This is a genomic window from Peribacillus sp. Bi96, from assembly GCF_918698115.1.
GTDB lineage: Bacteria > Bacillota > Bacilli > Bacillales > DSM-1321 > Peribacillus.
Window position 1 is genome coordinate 37,376 of sequence record NZ_CAKKLV010000025.1, and the last position, 18,482, is coordinate 55,857.

General features: G+C 40.9%; 14 protein-coding genes. 10 read left to right on the plus strand and 4 right to left on the minus strand.

Translation table 11 applies throughout. The features are described from left to right. Window position 1 precedes the first annotated feature (1 nt). The 8 genes from walK to rlmN all read left to right on the plus strand — a co-directional run bounded on the left by walK (window position 2) and on the right by rlmN (window position 8,712). A complete protein-coding gene (gene walK, locus LQ203_RS22715; protein ID WP_230161622.1) occupies window positions 2-1,834 on the plus strand; it encodes a cell wall metabolism sensor histidine kinase WalK in 1,833 nt (610 codons plus the stop codon). Continuing rightward, the gene (gene yycH, locus LQ203_RS22720; RefSeq protein WP_230161624.1) at window positions 1,831-3,171 is read left to right on the plus strand and encodes a two-component system activity regulator YycH; all 1,341 of its coding nucleotides are present in this window, start codon (window positions 1,831-1,833) and stop codon (window positions 3,169-3,171) included. Before walK ends, yycH begins: the two co-directional genes overlap by 4 nt. Then, window positions 3,158-3,955, plus strand: coding sequence for a two-component system regulatory protein YycI (gene yycI / locus LQ203_RS22725; RefSeq protein WP_230161626.1), 798 nt, complete (start codon window positions 3,158-3,160; stop codon window positions 3,953-3,955). The genes yycH and yycI overlap by 14 nt, the downstream gene beginning before the upstream one ends. Before the next feature lie 6 nt (window positions 3,956-3,961). After that, window positions 3,962-4,756, plus strand: a complete 795-nt coding sequence (locus LQ203_RS22730; protein ID WP_230161628.1) for an MBL fold metallo-hydrolase — start codon at window positions 3,962-3,964, stop codon at window positions 4,754-4,756. 262 nt (window positions 4,757-5,018) lie between these two features. After that, complete coding sequence (locus LQ203_RS22735) at window positions 5,019-6,239, plus strand: trypsin-like peptidase domain-containing protein (protein WP_230161629.1); 1,221 nt, start codon at window positions 5,019-5,021, stop codon at window positions 6,237-6,239. Between the two features lie 209 nt (window positions 6,240-6,448). Beyond that, window positions 6,449-6,577, plus strand: coding sequence for a CxxH/CxxC protein (locus LQ203_RS22740; RefSeq protein ID WP_345797382.1), 129 nt, complete (start codon window positions 6,449-6,451; stop codon window positions 6,575-6,577). Window positions 6,578-7,083: 506 nt separating this feature from the next. Further along, window positions 7,084-7,563 (plus strand): 23S rRNA (pseudouridine(1915)-N(3))-methyltransferase RlmH, encoded by a 480-nt coding sequence (rlmH, locus tag LQ203_RS22745; RefSeq protein ID WP_230161633.1) that lies wholly within the window; start codon window positions 7,084-7,086, stop codon window positions 7,561-7,563. Between the two features lie 81 nt (window positions 7,564-7,644). Beyond that, window positions 7,645-8,712 carry a 23S rRNA (adenine(2503)-C(2))-methyltransferase RlmN gene (gene rlmN / locus LQ203_RS22750; RefSeq protein WP_230161634.1) on the plus strand — a complete coding sequence of 356 codons (1,068 nt, stop codon included), beginning with the start codon at window positions 7,645-7,647 and terminating at the stop codon, window positions 8,710-8,712. A 110-nt stretch (window positions 8,713-8,822) separates the two neighbouring features. Here rlmN and LQ203_RS22755 read toward each other — a convergent pair whose 3' ends face one another. After that, window positions 8,823-9,155, minus strand: a complete 333-nt coding sequence (locus LQ203_RS22755) for a heme oxygenase (RefSeq protein ID WP_230161636.1) — start codon at window positions 9,153-9,155, stop codon at window positions 8,823-8,825. 298 nt (window positions 9,156-9,453) lie between these two features. Here LQ203_RS22755 and LQ203_RS22760 point away from each other — a divergent pair, with 298 nt between their 5' ends. Next, window positions 9,454-10,902: a DEAD/DEAH box helicase gene (locus LQ203_RS22760; RefSeq protein ID WP_230161638.1), complete on the plus strand. Its 1,449-nt coding sequence runs from the start codon at window positions 9,454-9,456 to the stop codon at window positions 10,900-10,902. A gap of 380 nt (window positions 10,903-11,282) precedes the next feature. Then, window positions 11,283-13,352: a catalase gene (locus LQ203_RS22765; protein WP_230161640.1), complete on the plus strand. Its 2,070-nt coding sequence runs from the start codon at window positions 11,283-11,285 to the stop codon at window positions 13,350-13,352. 65 nt (window positions 13,353-13,417) lie between these two features. Here the strand turns inward: LQ203_RS22765 and pepT are convergent, their stop codons facing one another. The 3 genes from pepT to LQ203_RS22780 all read right to left on the minus strand — a co-directional run bounded on the left by pepT (window position 13,418) and on the right by LQ203_RS22780 (window position 18,438). Next, on the minus strand, window positions 13,418-14,653 hold the full coding sequence (gene pepT, locus LQ203_RS22770) for a peptidase T (protein ID WP_230161643.1): 1,236 nt from the start codon (window positions 14,651-14,653) through the stop codon (window positions 13,418-13,420). A gap of 159 nt (window positions 14,654-14,812) precedes the next feature. Continuing rightward, window positions 14,813-16,276 carry an alpha-amylase gene (locus LQ203_RS22775; RefSeq protein ID WP_230161645.1) on the minus strand — a complete coding sequence of 488 codons (1,464 nt, stop codon included), beginning with the start codon at window positions 16,274-16,276 and terminating at the stop codon, window positions 14,813-14,815. Between the two features lie 425 nt (window positions 16,277-16,701). Further along, the gene (locus LQ203_RS22780; RefSeq protein ID WP_230161647.1) at window positions 16,702-18,438 is read right to left on the minus strand and encodes a CotH kinase family protein; all 1,737 of its coding nucleotides are present in this window, start codon (window positions 18,436-18,438) and stop codon (window positions 16,702-16,704) included. Between the last annotated feature and the right edge of the window lie 44 nt (window positions 18,439-18,482).

The following is an 18,482-nucleotide window of genomic DNA, read 5'->3' on the forward strand; positions in this document are numbered from 1 at the left end:
TATGAAAAAGGTTGGTTTTTTTCGCTCTATTCATTTTAAATTTGTTCTGATATATGTGTTGCTCATTTTCGTAGCGATGCAAATAATCGGGGTATATTTTGTTGGGGAATTGGAAGAAAATCTTGTCGGGAACTTCACGAAATCAATTAAAGGTCACGTTAACTTGCTTACCTATAGTATTGGTGAAGAAATGGAAAAAGAGAGGGGAGATGAAGACCCAACCCTCGAGGAAGCGATTGATATGATACTGAAAGACCGGGATAATTCATCGAATGATATTTCGGAAGTACGTGTTATCGACACTCGCAGCAGACGGGTAATTGGAACCTCCGCACCAAGTAACCAGGGCATTGTAGGGAAAAAGACAACGGAAGTCCTTATTAAGAATACGCTGATTTATGGAAAAGAAGATAGTGACGTGTTTCGGGATCAGAAAACAGGAAGACGACTCTGGGTTCTTTCGACACCCGTTGAAGCAAATGGTGAGGTCATTGGTGCCGTCTATGTGATAGCTGAGATGGAAAATGTCTTTGAACAGATGGATGAAATCAATAGTATCTTCATGACGGGTACAGCCATTGCCCTGGCGATTACGGCCATCTTGGGGATCCTGCTCGCTCGAACGATCACCCGCCCCATGTCTGATATGAGAAAACAGGCCCTGGTGATGGCGAAAGGGAATTTCTCGAGAAAAGTTAGGGTATATGGCGATGATGAAATTGGCCAGCTTGCTGTCACATTCAATAATTTGACTAAAAAGCTTCAAGAGTCGCAATCAAGCACAGAGGGAGAGCGGCGTAAGCTTTCATCTGTCCTTACCAATATGACGGATGGTGTAATTTCAACCGACAGGCGCGGTCGGGTGAACTTGATTAATGAGCCTGCGGCACAATTATTGAATGTCTCGCGTGAAACAGTCATGAACCAACCGATCATTGAGGTTTTGGGTCTTGAAGAAGAATATAAATTTGAGGATTTACTGGAAGAGCGGGAGTCCGTTATCCTTGATTACAGCAAAAAAGATCAGCCTTTCATTTTGAGGGGGAACTTCTCGGTCATTCAAAAGGAAACGGGATTCGTTAATGGTTTGATTACTGTTTTGCATGATATAACAGAGCAGGAAAAGATCGAGGATGAACGCAGGGAATTTGTGGCCAACGTGTCACATGAGCTGCGAACTCCTCTTACAACGATGAGAAGTTACCTGGAGGCATTGGCTGAAGGTGCTTGGAAGGACGAGGATATCGCTCCATCCTTCTTAAGTGTGACCCAAAATGAAACGGAGCGGATGATCAGGCTTGTTAATGATTTGTTGCAGCTTTCGAAAATGGACAGTAAAGATTACAGGCTTAAAACGGGCTGGGTGAATTTCAATAAATTCTATGACCATATCATCGATCGTTTTGAAATGACGAAAAATGATGACATCACGTTTAAGCGTGATTTGCCTAAGGAAGCTTATTTTGTCGATATTGATGAAGATAAAATCACCCAGGTTCTCTATAATGTCATCTCCAACTCATTGAAGTACTCACCTGAAGGGGGTCAAGTGACTTTCCGCGTCAAGGCATCCGATGGTTTTATCATTGTGAGCATCACTGATCAAGGAGTGGGTATCCCGAAAAACGTCATTGATAAAATATTCGACCGCTTCTACCGTGTGGATAAAGCGAGGTCGCGAAACTTAGGCGGGACAGGGCTAGGTTTAGCGATTGCAAAAGAAATGGTCGTGGCGCATGGCGGGAAAATATGGGCGGAAAGTGTGGATGGAAAAGGAACTACGGTGTTCTTTACACTTCCTTACGAACAGGAAGAAGAGGATGATTGGTCATGAATTTTGAACGTGCAAAAAGTATCATACTGATTATTTTAGTTGGGACAAGCATATTTTTGACATGGAGCATTTGGACGTACGAGCCTGAATATGATCCGTTTGAACAATCGTCGGAATTTATAAAGATTAAAAGCGATGTTCAGATTGTGAGTGATGTCATTAAACCTGTTAGTATCCTTTTTCATGGTAATGGGCAACATTTCCGGACTGTCAATCCAGAGGAAATAGGTAAAATGGAAAAAGAATTTTTTCAATGGAGCTTCACCGGCGTAAAAGAGGTATCCGTAAAAAGGCTGCAAAGGAAATTTGATGAGTTTGTCCATGAAGATGGGTCGATTGAAATCGAATTTTCCGATGATATCCCCATCTCCCTCTATAAGACGGTATTGGACATTACGGATAAGGAAGTGCCTGGATTTTCATTTGATCGAATCATCATAAAACAAAAGGATATCAGTGGTAATGAATCCGCCGTTTATTTTGTTTCCTACGATCAAGAGAAAATCTATCAAGGGATGGTCGATTCTAAAAGACTAAGAGTGTTTATGGATAAGTTTTATACCGGTTCTTATAATAAGCACCCTGAATACACGGCCGTAACCATCAACAGCAAAAGGACGCTGTTCGTTCCTGAAAATCCAGTAAAGATAAACCGATTTGAATATTATATTGATTATTTGGATATTGGAAACCTGAAAAATGCGTTATTTAATTATCCAAAGTTTGTACGTCAGGAATCCGTTTCAGTCGGTGAGGAATACACGGATGGAACAAGACTGATGACGATCAATAAAGAGAATTACCTTATTTCTTATATCAATCCGGCCCAAAAGAGCAAGTTATTTGGCAGTTCCAGTGACCTTTTGCAAAAAAGCATTGATTTCATCAATGATCACGCTGGTTGGGAAGATAACAATTACCGTTTTGCCTATATGTCGGAGAATGAGCAACGAGTGGTATTTCGTTTATTCGTAAATGGTTATCCGGCCTTCAATGAATACGGAATGACTGAAATCGAGCAAATTTGGGGGAAAGAAGAAATTTATAGTTATGACCGCCCGTACTTTTCACTTGCCTCAGTCCTTCCTCCTTCGGAAGGATCGGAAGTGCCTTTACGAAGTGGCAGAGAAGTATTGAATCAGTTGAAAGCAAAAGATAATATCGATTTCAAGAGCGTTGAGGACATCTCGATTGGTTATAAATTGAATAAATCTCTTGATTCCAAACTTGTCACCCTCGTTACACTTGAACCCACTTGGTATTATCGCATCGGCGATAAATGGTTTATTGTGCCTTTCGAAGGAGATACGGGAGGCGATCAAAATGGATTGGAATAATACAAAGTCGATTTTCATCATGGTTTTCTTCGTTTTGAATATTTTTCTTCTTTATCAATTTCTGGAAAAGATCAATGACTACCAATATGAAAGTTTTACGGAGTCCTCTACGGATGAACTTTTGAAGGAAGATGATATTTCAATCGAATTCCCACTTCCGAAACAAAAGTTGAAGGATCAATTCCTGATTGCCAAAAGCAAGACTTTCGATAAGAAAGATTTACAGTACCTGAAAAATCAAAAAGCAAAAATCATCGATGATAAGAAGCTTGTGGGTACATTTAAAACACCGGTTGGCATGAAAGCGGAAATTCAAGCTGCAGACGTTGATATGTTCCTGAAGGAGTATATATTAAAGGGAAGTGAGTATCACTTTTGGAGCTATGATCAAATCAACCAGACTATCATCTGCTACCAAGTGGAAGATAAAAAGATGTTTTATAACAATAGTAAGGGGAAGGTCACTTTATATTTGAACAAAAAGGGTGAAATCGTCTCCTATGAACAGATGTACTTAGAGGGAATTGAGAAATTCAATAAACCTAAAGAATTGGTATCTGCCTTAACTGCTATTAGAGCATTGTATGATCATGGAGATATTGATCCTAAAAGCAAAGTCACCAATGTAAAACTGGGTTTTTATAATTCGTTGCAGACGACATCTGTGTCACATTTACTTGTGCCAACATGGTGGGTGGTCCTTAATGACGAAACGGATCTCTTTGTGAATGCTTTTGATGGAGAGGTCATTGAATTAAATACAGAAGAAAAAATACTGGAGTGAGTATAGATGACTATGCATTTTAGTGTTCTCGCGAGCGGGAGTACAGGAAATGCCTTTTTCGTGGAGACGGGGGATCAATCTTTTCTTGTCGATGCCGGATTAAGCGGTAAGGCGTTGGAAGCATTGTTTCAGGATATAGGCCGTGATATGTCTAAGCTATCCGGAATCCTTGTCACCCATGAACACAGTGACCATATTAAAGGTCTAGGCGTGGTTGCCAGAAAACATAAACTCCCGATATATGCGAATGCAAAGACATGGAATGCCATGGAACGTTCAATCGGAGAAATAGCTACCGAACAAAAATTCACATTCGAAATGGAGCAAGTCAAAACGTTCGGGAGCCTTAATATAGAATCTTTTGGTGTTTCGCATGATGCCGCAGAGCCGATGTTTTACGTCTTTCATCATGAAGATAAAAAGCTCGTGGTCATCACGGATACAGGGTACGTAAGTGATCGGATGAAAGGGATCATCTCGAATGCCGATGCGTATGTATTCGAAAGTAACCATGATGTGTCCATGCTGCGGATGGGGAAATATCCATGGAGCATTAAGCGCCGGATTTTAAGTGATGTTGGACATGTTTGTAATGAAGATGCCGCCCTTGCGATGAGTGAAGTGGCCGGTGATAAGACCAAGCGGATTTACTTGGCCCACTTAAGTCTTGATAACAATATGAAGGATTTAGCAAGAATGTCGGTAGAACAGACGTTAAAAACAAAGGGAATCGTCGTTGGAGAACAATTTTCCTTATATGACACTGACCCGAAAAGACCAACAGAACTGGTTACGTTATAAATAAAAGGAATGGATGAGGGGAACCTTGTTCATTCTTTTTTATTTTTATAATTTCAATTCGTAAGTTACTAATCGGATTAAAAGGGGTATCGTTTGGTTAGAACTGTATAGGTAAAAAGAAAAATCGCTGAATTCTAGTCAGGTTTTCATTTGAAGGCATACATTTTTTTAGAAAAATTTCGGTAAATGAGTATAATTGAAGGAGGATACCAAACAATAGAATTGCTATAATTCATTCCTAAAATGAGAGGATGGAGCGGTCTTGGGTTATTATGATCAGAATGATGAGAACCAAAATAAGCGGAAAAAGAGCCATGCGAGCTATTTTCTAACTGGCTTGGGAGGCGCCATCATCGGGGCCTTACTTATTTTATTAGTTTTTCCGGGAAGTGGGCTGTTAAATAACGATCGTAACGAGATGACAACGGAGAAATCAACGGGGAATAATCCGACGAATCAGTCCCAGCAAAGTCTAACTGTAGATGTAACAAGTGCCGTTACAGGTGCTGTTGATAAGGCCAGCGACGCAGTAGTCGGCATCACTAACATTCAGAAGACGAACTTCTGGGGCCAAGGGGACAAAGCAGAGGACAGTTCAGCAGAAGCTGGCACTGGTTCTGGTGTCGTCTACAAAAAAGAAGACGGCAAGGCCTATATTGTCACGAATAATCACGTTATTGAAGGCGCTACTGAACTGGAAGTGACATTAAGTGATGGAACTAAGTTGCCAGCGGAACTACAAGGTAGTGACCCATGGACAGATTTAGCAGTCATTGTCGTGAAGGGTGATAAAATTAAAACCATTGCTGAGTTCGGAAAATCTGAAAAATTGAAACCTGGGGAGCCTGTTATTGCTATTGGTAACCCTTTAGGCCTTCAATTTTCTGGATCGATCACACAAGGGATCATCTCCGGTTTGGAGCGTACGATAGAGGTGGATATCAATGAGGACGGGCAAGTGGATTGGAACGCAGAGGTCATTCAAACTGATGCGGCGATTAACCCAGGCAACAGCGGGGGAGCACTCGTTAATATGTCAGGGCAGGTAATCGGAATAAATTCCATGAAGATTGCTGAAAATGCAGTGGAAGGAATCGGTCTTTCCATCCCAATCGATTCAGTAATTCCTATTATTAATGATATAGAGGAATTTGGTGAAGTGAAACGTGCATACTTGGGTGTTAATTTAGCATCTGTTGAGGAAATTTCTCAATACCATCAGCAGAATACCTTAAAGCTGCCAAGGAAAGTTACTTCGGGCGTTGCTATAACAGGTGTTCAAAGCAACTCTCCTGCGTCTAAAGCAGGATTAAAAGAATTCGATGTCATCGTGGGAATGGATAATGAAAAAATCCATGACGTCGTAGAATTAAGAAAATACCTTTACAATGATAAGAAAATCGGTGATAAGGTTAAAATCATTTATTATCGAGATGGAAAGAAAGAATCTACGGAAGTCACGCTTTCTAGCAGCGAAATATAAAGCGCAAAAGGGCAGGGGCAGGTGAATGCTTCCTGTCCTTTGTATTTTCTTGCGATTTTTTTATTTTTTGTTACGATTACCTGTGGATATATACGGAAATAAGATAAATGAGCGTTACTTGTGGATAAATGGGTTCGCGATACTTTGAATGAAGAGTAAGGAAGGAGGAATTAGTGATGAAATTATATTGCTGTCAGGAACACGTGGACATGGCGCTGGATGAAGTGGTTTACGAGTGTGAAACATACCCTGTTTTAACACAGGTTTCTGAAGAAAAACAGTTATCAACAACCTGTGAATATTGTCGAAACGTGGCAATATATCTAGTAGGGAACTAATATTCCCATACAAGATGTGGATAGAAATTGTGGATATGTGGATAACTTTTGTGGATAACATGTTTGTAACCTGTTCTTAACATTTTGCGAAGGCGAGAATGGAGTGAGGGATTGCTGTAGATTTAACTTTATGTTTTACAAATGATTCTTGGAAAAACGACCATAAATGCTGGGAAGCCAAAAGGCACATGATAGGCTTATCTTTGAAAAGTACAAGGGGCAACATTTCAATTTGTAAGTACGGGAAGGAAAGGTACAGCGGTGACGATTTTTTGCCATCCATTTGCATTAGATCGTGAGAAATAAAATCATGAAGGTTGCCGTTGCCGTTTTAGGGGCAGCGGTTTTTATTTTAAAGGTCGGGTGGATTTATATGAATAGGGAATGCATGTATTAAATATTGGAAAGAATATGCTTGTTTTGCTTATATGTCAGTCTAAGGTATGATAATAGGTAGGTAAATCCTACAACTGAAACGACAACATAAGGAAAGTTAGAGGATATATATGAAAATAACGATTATTACTGTTGGCAAGCTAAAAGAGAAATACTTAAAGCAAGGAATTGCTGAATATACAAAAAGGTTAAGTGCTTATGCTAATATAGAACTTGTTGAAGTCCCGGATGAAAAAGCTCCGGAGAACCTGAGTGCAGCGGACATGGACATTGTAAAGCAAAGAGAAGGTGAACGAATCCTGGCCAAGATCAGCCCGGACACCTATGTAATAACGCTTGAAATCAATGGAAAGCAGCTTACTTCCGAACAGCTAGCCTCCCATATCGATCAGCTCGCTACTTATGGGAAAAGCAAGATTGCCTTTATTATTGGCGGGTCACTCGGGCTTGGCTCTGAGGTGACATCAAGAAGTGATTATGCACTGTCCTTCTCCAAAATGACCTTCCCGCATCAATTAATGAAACTGGTCCTATTGGAGCAAATCTACCGAGCTTTTCGGATAAATCGAAATGAACCATATCATAAATGAATGAGCTAATTCAGAGGAATGGCTTGTAAAGTTAAATGGGTAATACTATTAAATCTTAATGTAAGGAAAAGAGGGTAACGAATGAATAAAGAGTCCATTTATGGTTTAACATTCGAACAATTGACAGCATGGCTATTGGACCATGGCCATAAAAAATTCAGAGCACAACAAGTATGGGAGTGGCTTTATCGGACTCGTGTGACGAATTTTTCTGAAATGACAGATGTGAATAAAGAGTGCCTTGAATTACTGGAAGAACACTTTGTCATCCAGACTTTGACTGAGCACGTTAAGCAAGAATCAGCGGATGGTACGATTAAGTTCTTGTTTAAATTACAGGATGGGAATCTTATCGAAACGGTCATGATGAGACATAAATATGGAATTTCAGTTTGTGTCACCACTCAAGTTGGATGTAATATTGGCTGCAGTTTCTGTGCAAGTGGATTATTGGCCAAAAGCCGTGATTTATCCAGCGGCGAAATAGTGGAGCAAATTATGAATGTTCAACTCCATCTAGATAAATTGGAACAAGAAGATGTTGTCAGCCATGTTGTTGTAATGGGGATTGGCGAGCCGTTTGATAACTTTGAAAATATGATAGACTTTTTAAAGGTGCTCATGGATCATAAGGGTCTTGCGATCGCTGCAAGGCGTATTACTGTTTCGACGAGTGGACTTGCCAATAAGATTTATGAATTCACCGATACGAAATTACAGGTGAATCTGGCAATCTCATTGCATGCACCGAATAATGAGCTCAGGACCCGGATCATGAAAATAAACCGAGGTATTCCAATCGAAAAATTAATGAAATCACTTGACTATTATTTGGAGAATACGAATAGGAGAATCACGATTGAATATATCCTATTGAAAGATGTCAATGATCATCAAGAAGAAGCCGAGCAACTTGCCAATCTTCTTGAAGACAAAAAACATCGGCTCTATGTCAACCTGATTCCATATAATCCTGTAGATGAACATAGTCAATACCAAAGAAGTGAGAAAGAGTCCGTACTTTCTTTCTATGATACGTTGAAAAAAAGAGGCGTAAATTGTAAAATCCGCCAAGAGCATGGAACGGATATTGATGCAGCTTGCGGACAGCTAAGAAGCAAACAAATCAAGAAAGCCGAAGCCCAATAATTTATTAGATGACCTTAATCGACTTTTTCTGGAAAGGCCCGGTCATGGGCCAAAAAACCGCATCAAAAAAGAGGCTGCAGTATTGGCGGCCTCTTTTGGTGTGATTTTAACTATTTAGCTATTTCTTTTACCGAGGCAACTTCATACGTGGTAAGCTCGCTGCCTAAAATAGGAGATTCTTTTTTAACTTCATCGGAACTTGGTTCAGGTCGTTTATGTGCAGCTTTAAACGCATCACTATTTCTCCAAGCAGTAAAGTTGTCAAGGTTTTCCCAGTACATATTAACGCTTAATTCGTCGTGATCCGATAAGTTTTGCGTTAATAAAACTTCAACTTTTACAAAACCTTCCGTAGTATCAAGTGGTCCTGGTGCAGTAAATCCTGGAGCCATGACTGCCCCCATCCCTTTTTTGACCCTGATTCTATTGGTTACGATTATCATAAATCAGCTCTCCTTTTGGATATCGGTTATTTAATCTACACCCTTTTGCCGCTTATATATCATACATATTTTAGCATATTGAAAGAAGTATGGTCCATTTTGGTTAATCACGATCATGATAACCTGGAAGACGATTCTTCTTAATGATGAGAAAGGTTCATTATATTGAAATAAGTCAATGGAATTTGGTTATTACAAGGTTTATCGTTTCATATCGCGTATAATAGAACCTTGTATAGAGAAATTACGATTATGGAAACAATAAAGCAAGATACTAAACAACAAAAGAGGCTGTTATATGAATGAATTAAGTTTTACTGATTATACATTAAGTGATGAAATTGTAAGGGCATTAGAAGGCTTGGGATATCAAAATCCAACAGAAGTGCAGCGTGAAGTGATTCCGGTGGCATTGAAAAGAAAGGATCTTGTCGTAAAATCCCAAACGGGAAGCGGTAAGACGGCTGCATTCGGGATACCGATATGCGAAAGTGTCGATTGGGAGGAGAATAAGCCTCAGGCACTTATTTTAACGCCTACACGAGAGCTAGCTGTGCAGGTAAAAGAGGATATTACGAATATAGGGAGATTTAAGCGGATCAAGGCTACTGCGGTTTATGGAAAACATCCTTTTGCTCTGCAAAAAGCAGAATTGAAACAAAAAAGCCATGTAGTCGTAGGAACACCGGGCCGTGTTCTTGATCATATCGAGAAAGGAACATTCGTCTTGGAACGCCTAACTCATTTAGTTATTGATGAAGCGGACGAAATGCTGAATATGGGCTTCATTGAACAAGTGGAAGCCATTATTAAAGAGCTTCCGAAAGATCGAGTAACCATGCTGTTCTCTGCTACGTTACCTGATAGTATAAAGAAGCTTTGCAAGCAATATATGAAAGATCCTTTGGATATTGAAATCAAAGCAAAGGGTTTAACCACTGAGAAAATTGATCATGCTCTTATTGAAGTGAAAGAGGATGATAAGTTTTCCCTGCTTAGGGACGTCACCATCACGGAAAATCCTGATAGTTGCATCATTTTCTGCCGGACGAAAGATAGGGTCGACCAAGTATGTGAACAGCTAATGGATCTGGATTATCCTTGTGATATGATTCACGGCGGGATGCTTCAGGAAGACCGCCTTGCAGTGATGAATGAATTCAGAAGAGGTGAATTCCGCTATTTGGTTGCGACAGATGTTGCTGCACGCGGGATAGATATTGATAATATAACCCACGTCATTAACTATGACCTGCCATTGGAAAAAGAAAGTTACGTACATCGAACCGGAAGAACGGGTCGTGCAGGTAAAAAAGGAAAAGCGATTACTTTTGTGACACCATATGAAGACAAATTCCTTACTGAGATTCAAGAATATATCGGATTTGAAATCCCTAAAATACCTGTTCCTTTAAAAGAAGATGTCTCAAATAAACGAACGGATTTCGAAGCGAAATTGGAAGCTCGTCCAAAGATAAAAAAAGATAAAAGTGAGCAATTGAATAAACAAATCATGAAGCTATATTTCAATGGCGGAAAGAAAAAGAAAATCAGGGCCGTTGATTTTGTTGGCACTATCGCCAAGATTGATGGAGTGAATGCAGAGGATATCGGGATCATAACGATTCAGGACAATGTTTCCTATGTGGAGATTTTGAATGAAAAGGGACCGCTTGTGTTGAAAGTGATGAAAAACACGAAAGTCAAAGGCAAACTTTTGAAGGTATCTGAAGCCTTTAAGAACTAAAGGTCTACAAAAGAAAGAAGCGGCAAGACGAAAATTTGTCTTGCCGCTTCTTTTTTGTATGTATTTTTAAGTGAATCAACATTTTTTTATATCATTACGTATTTTTTCACCTGATGAACGATTCTTGTCAGTCAGTTCCTCCTATGGCTCGCTGGAGGTAAAATTATGATCCTGGAAATGAAGCGGTCGCAACGTCCTCAGTGATTAATAACTGGGGATTTTCATTTTATAGGAGTGGAGGCACCATTTTCTATAATTCTGTTTAATTGTCAAAATAGAGTGGTATATGAGGAAAGATAACGCGATTATTCCAGATTATAAGGAAAATACATACAACACGACTTACTGAATTTTTTTAGACATGGAGGGGAATGAAAAGGATGACAAATGAAAACGAAAGCAAAAAAGTCAATGAACAAAGTAAGAATCGACAGTTGGCCCAATATCGAGTCGACGGTAACGGGAAAAAGATGACGACTAACCAAGGTTTGCGTATTTCTGAGGATGAACATTCTTTGAAAGCAGGAACCCGCGGCCCAACATTGATGGAGGACTTTCATTTCCGTGAAAAAATGACCCATTTTGACCATGAGCGGATTCCTGAGCGGATTGTTCATGCACGTGGGTCAGGAGCACATGGATACTTTCAGGTGTATGAGCCGATGGCTGAATTTACAAAGGCCAAGTTTCTTCAAGACCCTTCAGTCAAGACACCAGTATTTGTTCGATACTCGACTGTAGCTGGATCCCGCGGATCGGCAGACTCGGTTCGTGATGTTAGGGGATTCTCGACCAAGTTTTATACCGAGGAAGGAAACTATGATTTGGTCGGAAATAATATCCCTGTATTTTTTATTCAGGATGCTATGAAGTTCCCGGATTTAATTCATGCGGTTAAACCTGAGCCTCACAATGAAATACCTCAGGCCGCATCTGCCCATGATACTTTTTGGGATTTTGTCGCCAACAATGAAGAAACCGCACATATGATCATGTGGCATCTTTCCGATAGGGCCATACCAAGAAGTTTCCGAATGATGGAGGGGTTCGGTGTCCACACATTCCGTTTTGTGAATGAAGAAGGTGTGGCCCATTTCGTAAAATTCCATTGGAAGCCTGTACTGGGTGTTAAATCGCTTGTTTGGGATGAGGCACAGAAAATTGCAGGGAAAAACCCTGATTTTCACCGCCAAGATCTGTGGGAAGCAATCGATGCAGGAAATTATCCTGAATTTGAATTTGGCGTGCAATTGATTAAGGAGGAAGAGGAGTTCAAATTCGATTTTGATGTTCTCGATCCTACTAAACTATGGCCGGAAGAACAAATCCCGGTGAAAATAATCGGGAAAATGGTTTTGAACCAAAATACAGATAACTTTTTTGCAGAGACGGAACAGATAGCTTTCCATCCGGGGCATGTTGTACCGGGAATTGATTTTTCCAATGACCCGCTGCTTCAGGGACGCTTATTCTCATACACCGATACACAGTTATCCAGATTAGGAGGTCCGAACTTCCATGAGATTCCGATAAATAGAGCGGTTGCGCCTGTTCATAACAATCAACGCGATGGCATGCACCGAATGTCAATAAATCCGGGGCAGGTCAGTTATCATAAGAATTCCTTGGCAGGTAACTCTCCGGAACCTGCTTCAGAAGAGGAGGGCGGCTATACACATTACCAGGAAAAAGTCGATGGCAGAAAGGTACGTCAACGCAGTGAAAGCTTCAAGGATCATTACAGTCAGGCTAAACTATTCTGGAATAGCATGACGGAAGTGGAGAAGGAGCATATTATTCAGGCTTTCCACTTTGAAGTGGGAAAAGTGAAAAGTAAGGACGTTCAGCAGCAAATTGTCGAGATGTTCAGCCATGTAGATGTTGAACTGGCTAAAACAATTGCCATTGGAGTGGGAGTGAATCCACCAACAAATAAGAATCAAGTCGATATGGATTTGTCTTCTTCTGCTTTAAGCCAAGAGCAAATGAAAGTGAATACGGCTGCAACAAGAAAAGTGGCAATCCTGGCTGCAGATGGTTTCGACGGTTCCGAGGTAAATCAAGTCTTGGAATCATTTAAATCGGCAGGGGTAACTGCAGAGATCATTAGTAATACTCGAGGAATGATTACAAGTTCAAAAGGACAGGAAATCGAGGTGAATCAGACATTCCTGACAGCCGATTCGGTACTTTTCGATGCAGTATACGTGGCAGGAGGTCAGGAGAGTGTTGATGCTCTGAAGGCATCCAAGGAGCCCATGTACTTTGTTGAGGAAGCTTACAATCATTTCAAAGCGATTGGCGCGGGAAAAGAAGGAGCCGAAATCTTATCAATGGCAGGCATAGCTTCCACTGATCTAGCCATGGGCATTGTAACTGTTACCGATAATAATAGTGGTTCTGCCTTTATCGAGGCAATTGCCAAACACCGTCACTGGTCACGCTTTTAATTTTGGATGAAAAACCCCCGGACTTGGAGTCTGGGGGTTTTTCAATAAAGACATTTCATTTCAGGCTACTTCGCTTTTTCTTCAAAGAGCGAGGTAATGCCAACAATCACCTTGGTGGCCATTAACATATTATCGACGGAAATAAATTCATATTTGCCATGAAAGTTCTCGCCACCCGTAAAGATATTGGGTGTTGGGAGGCCCATATACGATAATTGAGATCCGTCCGTACCTCCGCGTATTGGCGAGATTTTAGGTTTTATTCCGAGTTTATCCATTGCCTCATAGGCAATGTCGACGATTTCTTTGACTGGTTCAATTTTTTCCTTCATGTTGAAGTATTGGTCTTCCAATTTAAGCTGGACGCGATTTTGACCATATTTTTCTTTTAATTCTTCGATGACCTTCGTGATATATTCCTTACGATCGTTAAATTTTTGGCGGTCGAAATCCCTGATGATGTAAGAAAGCTTGGTCTCTTCCACATCGCCATGGAATGAAAGCAGATGAAAAAATCCCTCATAACCTTCCGTATATTCCGGCGCTTCTGCCACTGGAAGTTTGCTATGAAATTCCATGGCAATTTTAGCCGAGTTCACCATTTTTCCTTTGGCTGTACCAGGGTGAATATTCGCTCCTTTGAACAGTATCTTGGCCGATGCTGCATTAAAGCTCTCATATTCAAGTTCCCCAAGTGGGCCACCGTCCACGGTATAGGCAAATTGGGCACCAAAAGTTTTTACATCAAACTTATGTGGTCCCCTGCCGATTTCCTCATCGGGGGTAAAGGCCACACGGATTTTTCCATGCTTGATTTCCGGATGTTGGATCAAATAATCCATGGCAGTCATGATTTCGGCAATGCCGGATTTATTATCCGCGCCTAACAGGGTTGTACCATCCGTCGTGATCAATGTATGCCCTATATAGTCCTTAAGCGAAGGGAAATCATTCGGTGAAAGGATGACGTCCAATTTTTCATGTAAAGTAAGATCACCGCCATCATAGTTTTCAACAATCTGAGGTTTTACATCTTTGCCGGTGAAATCCGTTGCTGTATCTATATGAGCCAAAAATCCTATTGTCGGGACATCCTTATCTGAATTGGTAGGCAAGGTCGCCATGACATAGCCATTCTTATCCATTGTTACTTCCTCCATCCCAATGGATTGCAGTTCCTTTACCAATGTATTTGCCAAGGTTAGCTGTCCGGGGGTAGAGGGGCATGAGGGGCTTTCCTCATTCGATTGCGTGTCCACTTTCACATAGGAAGTAAATCGTTTAATGATATCATTTTTCACTTTTCCTTCAGCTCCTTTTTTACCTTATCTTACCATGATTGGTCAGAATGGAAAAATTATCTTTCCCGGAAAACATACTATTGCATCCATGGCGGGGGAAGGATAGCTCAGCAAAGAACAGCATATCCGCAAATGACATGCTGTTCTTTGCTATCTTTTTTAGAGTGGATTATTCAAGGCCCATACGGATACGCTTTTTCCATGAACGGGGAAGGTCGCGAAACCATCTTCCTCAATGGTAATGTGATCATCTCTATGATAAGTTAAATCACTCCAGACTTCGCCAGCTCGATGTTCACCGACGAACATCCTTTTTTCACTGTTGTGATCTCCATTGGAGACAACGACGGCACAACCAGAGCCTTGTAGCTCTTCAATCCCCATACGGACCCAGCCTATCGTATTTTTGTCATCAAAATAATCCTTCTGTTCTCCGTAAGCTTTTTCATACCTGGCATATAAGAGGCGATCTAATATATCCTTTTTCCCTGGTACCGGAGAAGGCCCGCCGATTCCGTAATAATCCCCATAAAAGACACAGGGGTAACCGCAAAGTCTAAGTAAGATTAGTGCATATGCTGATGGTTTAAACCAGTCCTTTACCCAAGATTCCAGTGATTCATGAGGTTGGGAATCATGGTTGTCGACAAAAGTAACGGCCTCTGCCGGATTGGTTTGGACGAGGGTGTCATTAAAGATGGTTGAGAGGTCGAAGTCTGTTCCTGCGTTTGAAGCCTCATGAAATTTATAATGCAGGGAAACATCGAACAAGTTGAGGTCATGATTGGTTTGCTCTAAGTATGTTTGACAAGCTTTAACATCCGCTTTCCAAAATTCGCCTACCATGAAGAAATGTTCCTTTGTATAAGGAATGAGCTCTTTGAGAAAATCATTGATGAATTCATAATCGATATGTTTAACGGCGTCTAAACGAAAACCATCACACTTTAACGTATCAACCATCCATTTCCCCCAGCTAATCATTTCCTGACGAACTTCCGGCAGACTATAATCGATGTTGGCAAACATTAAATAATCATAATTTCCAAATTCATCGATGACATGCTGATTCCAGTGCTTATTTTCGCCTGTGATTCGATATACTCCCATTTTGTCGTTTTTGGCATCATAGTCTGTACCATTAAAATGAGTATGGTTCCACTTGAAATCAGAGTATTGATTATTACGGCCAGGAAAATCGAATTTTGTCCAGCCTTCCATTTCAAATGGTTCTGAGATATCCTCCATTCGGTTGTCTGGATTGACTTCAATGACTTCAAGTTTTTCGGTTCCGTCAGCTCCTGCTTTATGGTTCATGACCAAATCGATATAAACACAAAGTCCGTAATTATGACAGGTGTCTATTGCTTGCAGCAATTCATCTTTGGTCCCGTATTTGGTACGAACGGTTCCTTTTTGGTCAAATTCCCCCAAATCGTAACCGTCATATATTCCATATCCATTATCCCCAACGGATTGCCCTTTGGTAACTGGCGGAAGCCAAACGCAGTCAATGCCTATATCCTTCAACTTGGAGGCTGCATACTTCAATCTGTCCCAATGAGAACCATCTGCCTCAAGATGCCACTCAAAAAATTGCATCATCGTATGATTTCTTTTCATCCGTTTCCCCCCTGACACCGACCCGTTTTTAACAAAAGTGAAACTGTACAATCGGATAAAGTAATAATGGAAACCTTTACCCTCTAAAATCAAATGATAAACAAGTGAACAATCCTCTGGATAGAGGTTCATCTACCTCTCTATTTTACTATTTTATACCAAAAAAGGGTATTTTATATTGATTAGCAGCTAAAAATTATTCAAATGTGGAGGAATAACCCGGAAAAGGCTGTACGCCAATACAACAAAAAAAGTATCCCGCATATTTTGGGATACCTCAGATGGTAGACAAACTCGATGAAAATCGTTTGTATACCGTTTTTTTATGGCTTTTACAATTTGACCGTTGATTGTAAAGTAGAGAACTCTCGGCTTACGCTCCAATCAACTTTTTTATAAAATTTAGATCGAATCTCTTTAGTCTATTATCCTTTTTTACCTCTTCGTCTAAAGAAGTGGGCGAAAGCCATTGCACCAAATAATAAGAATAGGAGCACGGTAGATAGAATGATCGTATCTTTGGAGGAGCCGCTGTTATCTGCCCCCTTTTGGCCCATGTTCCCGTTTATGCCAGGAGGTGCACCATTGCCGCCGCGGTCCATGGCAGCAGCCCCATTCTCGCCGCCGCCCATATTTGGTGGTTGCTGGCCGTCATTTGCGTCATCGCCCATATCAGGAGCTCCACCGCTCATACTGCTTTCTGTCTCAGCTTCCACAACCAGGTCGCCAGAAAGTTGTGCCAAGATGGATTCTGCTCGTTGGGAAGCGAAGTCGACAAGGGTATCCTCGCCTGACGTTGCTTCTGTATACTCGTCCATTGTATAAAATTTGGTAGGATCCTTTTTCACATATGGTGTGATTAATGTTGTGATTTCAGTGGTCATTGCTGTCATATTTTCTTCAGAGAAAAAATCTTTGGCAATGTCGTCTAGATAATCATTATATTTTTCACGGTACTCGTCTTTGGAAAGCAGGGCATTCAATAAAGGGCGATCTTCAAGGGTCGTACCGGAAACGGGCTCAGTAATGCTGAAGTTGATATTACTTTCATTCATGAAATTGGAACTCATATCCATCATTCGCCCACCGTTCTTATTTGGGGCTTCTTCAAGGAGTTCCTTGTCATCCTGCTTAGCAGTATCGCCGTTACTCTCAGCCGTCGCTTCATCTTTTTGGTCAGCGGCCCCTTCATTGCCTTCATTATTATTTTCTTGATCGAAGGCACCCGCCTGTCGTCCGCCGCCACCGGAATAACCGCCAAATGACATATTATAGTCCCAAGGCAATATGGAAAAGATCCCGTTCTCTTCATATAGGTAGTAATTGTGCTTTTTATCTCCTTGATAGTGATCGAGGTTGACAAGGGCAGTATTGGCTGCGAAGTAGCGTAGCATTTCATCGACATCCAGTACTTCCTCTACAATCCCCCCATTATTGATGGCATCAAGCATTTTGATCATGGCGGATTGGTCCGAATGATCGTTTGTTTTCAAGTTTATTCCTGTGTAGTCATCAATGTCTTCGCTGATCCACTTTAAATCGCTTCCTGTACCATCCGGATAATAGAGGTCGCCAGTGCCATCAGTGAAATTGGTATTTAGGAAGGTTTCTTCTATTGCTTCCACACCTAGATAAAGGCCCCATTCCTTTCCGTTGATGGTCACGTACATATAGGAATGTCCTGGAGTCGCTATGCCCATCTTGTCCATTAATTCATAGGAAAGATATTCTCGCATATAGGTGGGATCACTGTAATTATTATTGAGGGCCAACTTTTTCAGGCCGTGTAAATCTTGATCTTCCTGATAATAATCAAAGTCTATCTTCCAGCTGTAACGATCGGAATCTCCCATTTGAACAACGGAATTCAAGGAAAGGTTTCCCTTGGTACGGAATCCTACATTTTTAACCGTCTCCCCATCGATCGTTACATCCGCGTCAACGATTTCCTTTTCAGAGGGGTTATCCAGGATGGAATCTAAATCTTCATCAGCCAGTGTTATATCTACGGTTGTCACCTTACTTTGATCAAATACAGATTCTGTATAAGTATTCCCTTTTGTGGCTTTTTCAACTTGAAGATTGGGAAGGAAAAACATCACTGCTATAAAAATTATTATCAGTAATCCAATGGTCGCTACAACATATCTTGTCTTTAACATGCCAAGGCTCCTTCTCCCTGTATTCTTATATAGAGGGGTGGGCA

What these genes read in the sequence shown, in the direction of transcription:
- LQ203_RS22765 (WP_230161640.1), top strand. Translation starts at nt 11,283, where the DNA reads ATGACAAATGAAAACGAAAGCAAAAAAGTCAATGAACAAAGTAAGAAT.
- rlmH (WP_230161633.1), top strand. Translation starts at nt 7,084, where the DNA reads ATGAAAATAACGATTATTACTGTTGGCAAGCTAAAAGAGAAATACTTA.
- LQ203_RS22775 (WP_230161645.1), bottom strand. Translation starts at nt 16,276, where the DNA reads ATGAAAAGAAATCATACGATGATGCAATTTTTTGAGTGGCATCTTGAG.
- LQ203_RS22760 (WP_230161638.1), top strand. Translation starts at nt 9,454, where the DNA reads ATGAATGAATTAAGTTTTACTGATTATACATTAAGTGATGAAATTGTA.
- LQ203_RS22755 (WP_230161636.1), bottom strand. Translation starts at nt 9,155, where the DNA reads ATGATAATCGTAACCAATAGAATCAGGGTCAAAAAAGGGATGGGGGCA.
- LQ203_RS22730 (WP_230161628.1), top strand. Translation starts at nt 3,962, where the DNA reads ATGACTATGCATTTTAGTGTTCTCGCGAGCGGGAGTACAGGAAATGCC.
- rlmN (WP_230161634.1), top strand. Translation starts at nt 7,645, where the DNA reads ATGAATAAAGAGTCCATTTATGGTTTAACATTCGAACAATTGACAGCA.
- yycI (WP_230161626.1), top strand. Translation starts at nt 3,158, where the DNA reads ATGGATTGGAATAATACAAAGTCGATTTTCATCATGGTTTTCTTCGTT.
- walK (WP_230161622.1), top strand. Translation starts at nt 2, where the DNA reads ATGAAAAAGGTTGGTTTTTTTCGCTCTATTCATTTTAAATTTGTTCTG.
- LQ203_RS22740 (WP_345797382.1), top strand. Translation starts at nt 6,449, where the DNA reads ATGGCGCTGGATGAAGTGGTTTACGAGTGTGAAACATACCCTGTTTTA.
- yycH (WP_230161624.1), top strand. Translation starts at nt 1,831, where the DNA reads ATGAATTTTGAACGTGCAAAAAGTATCATACTGATTATTTTAGTTGGG.
- LQ203_RS22780 (WP_230161647.1), bottom strand. Translation starts at nt 18,438, where the DNA reads ATGTTAAAGACAAGATATGTTGTAGCGACCATTGGATTACTGATAATA.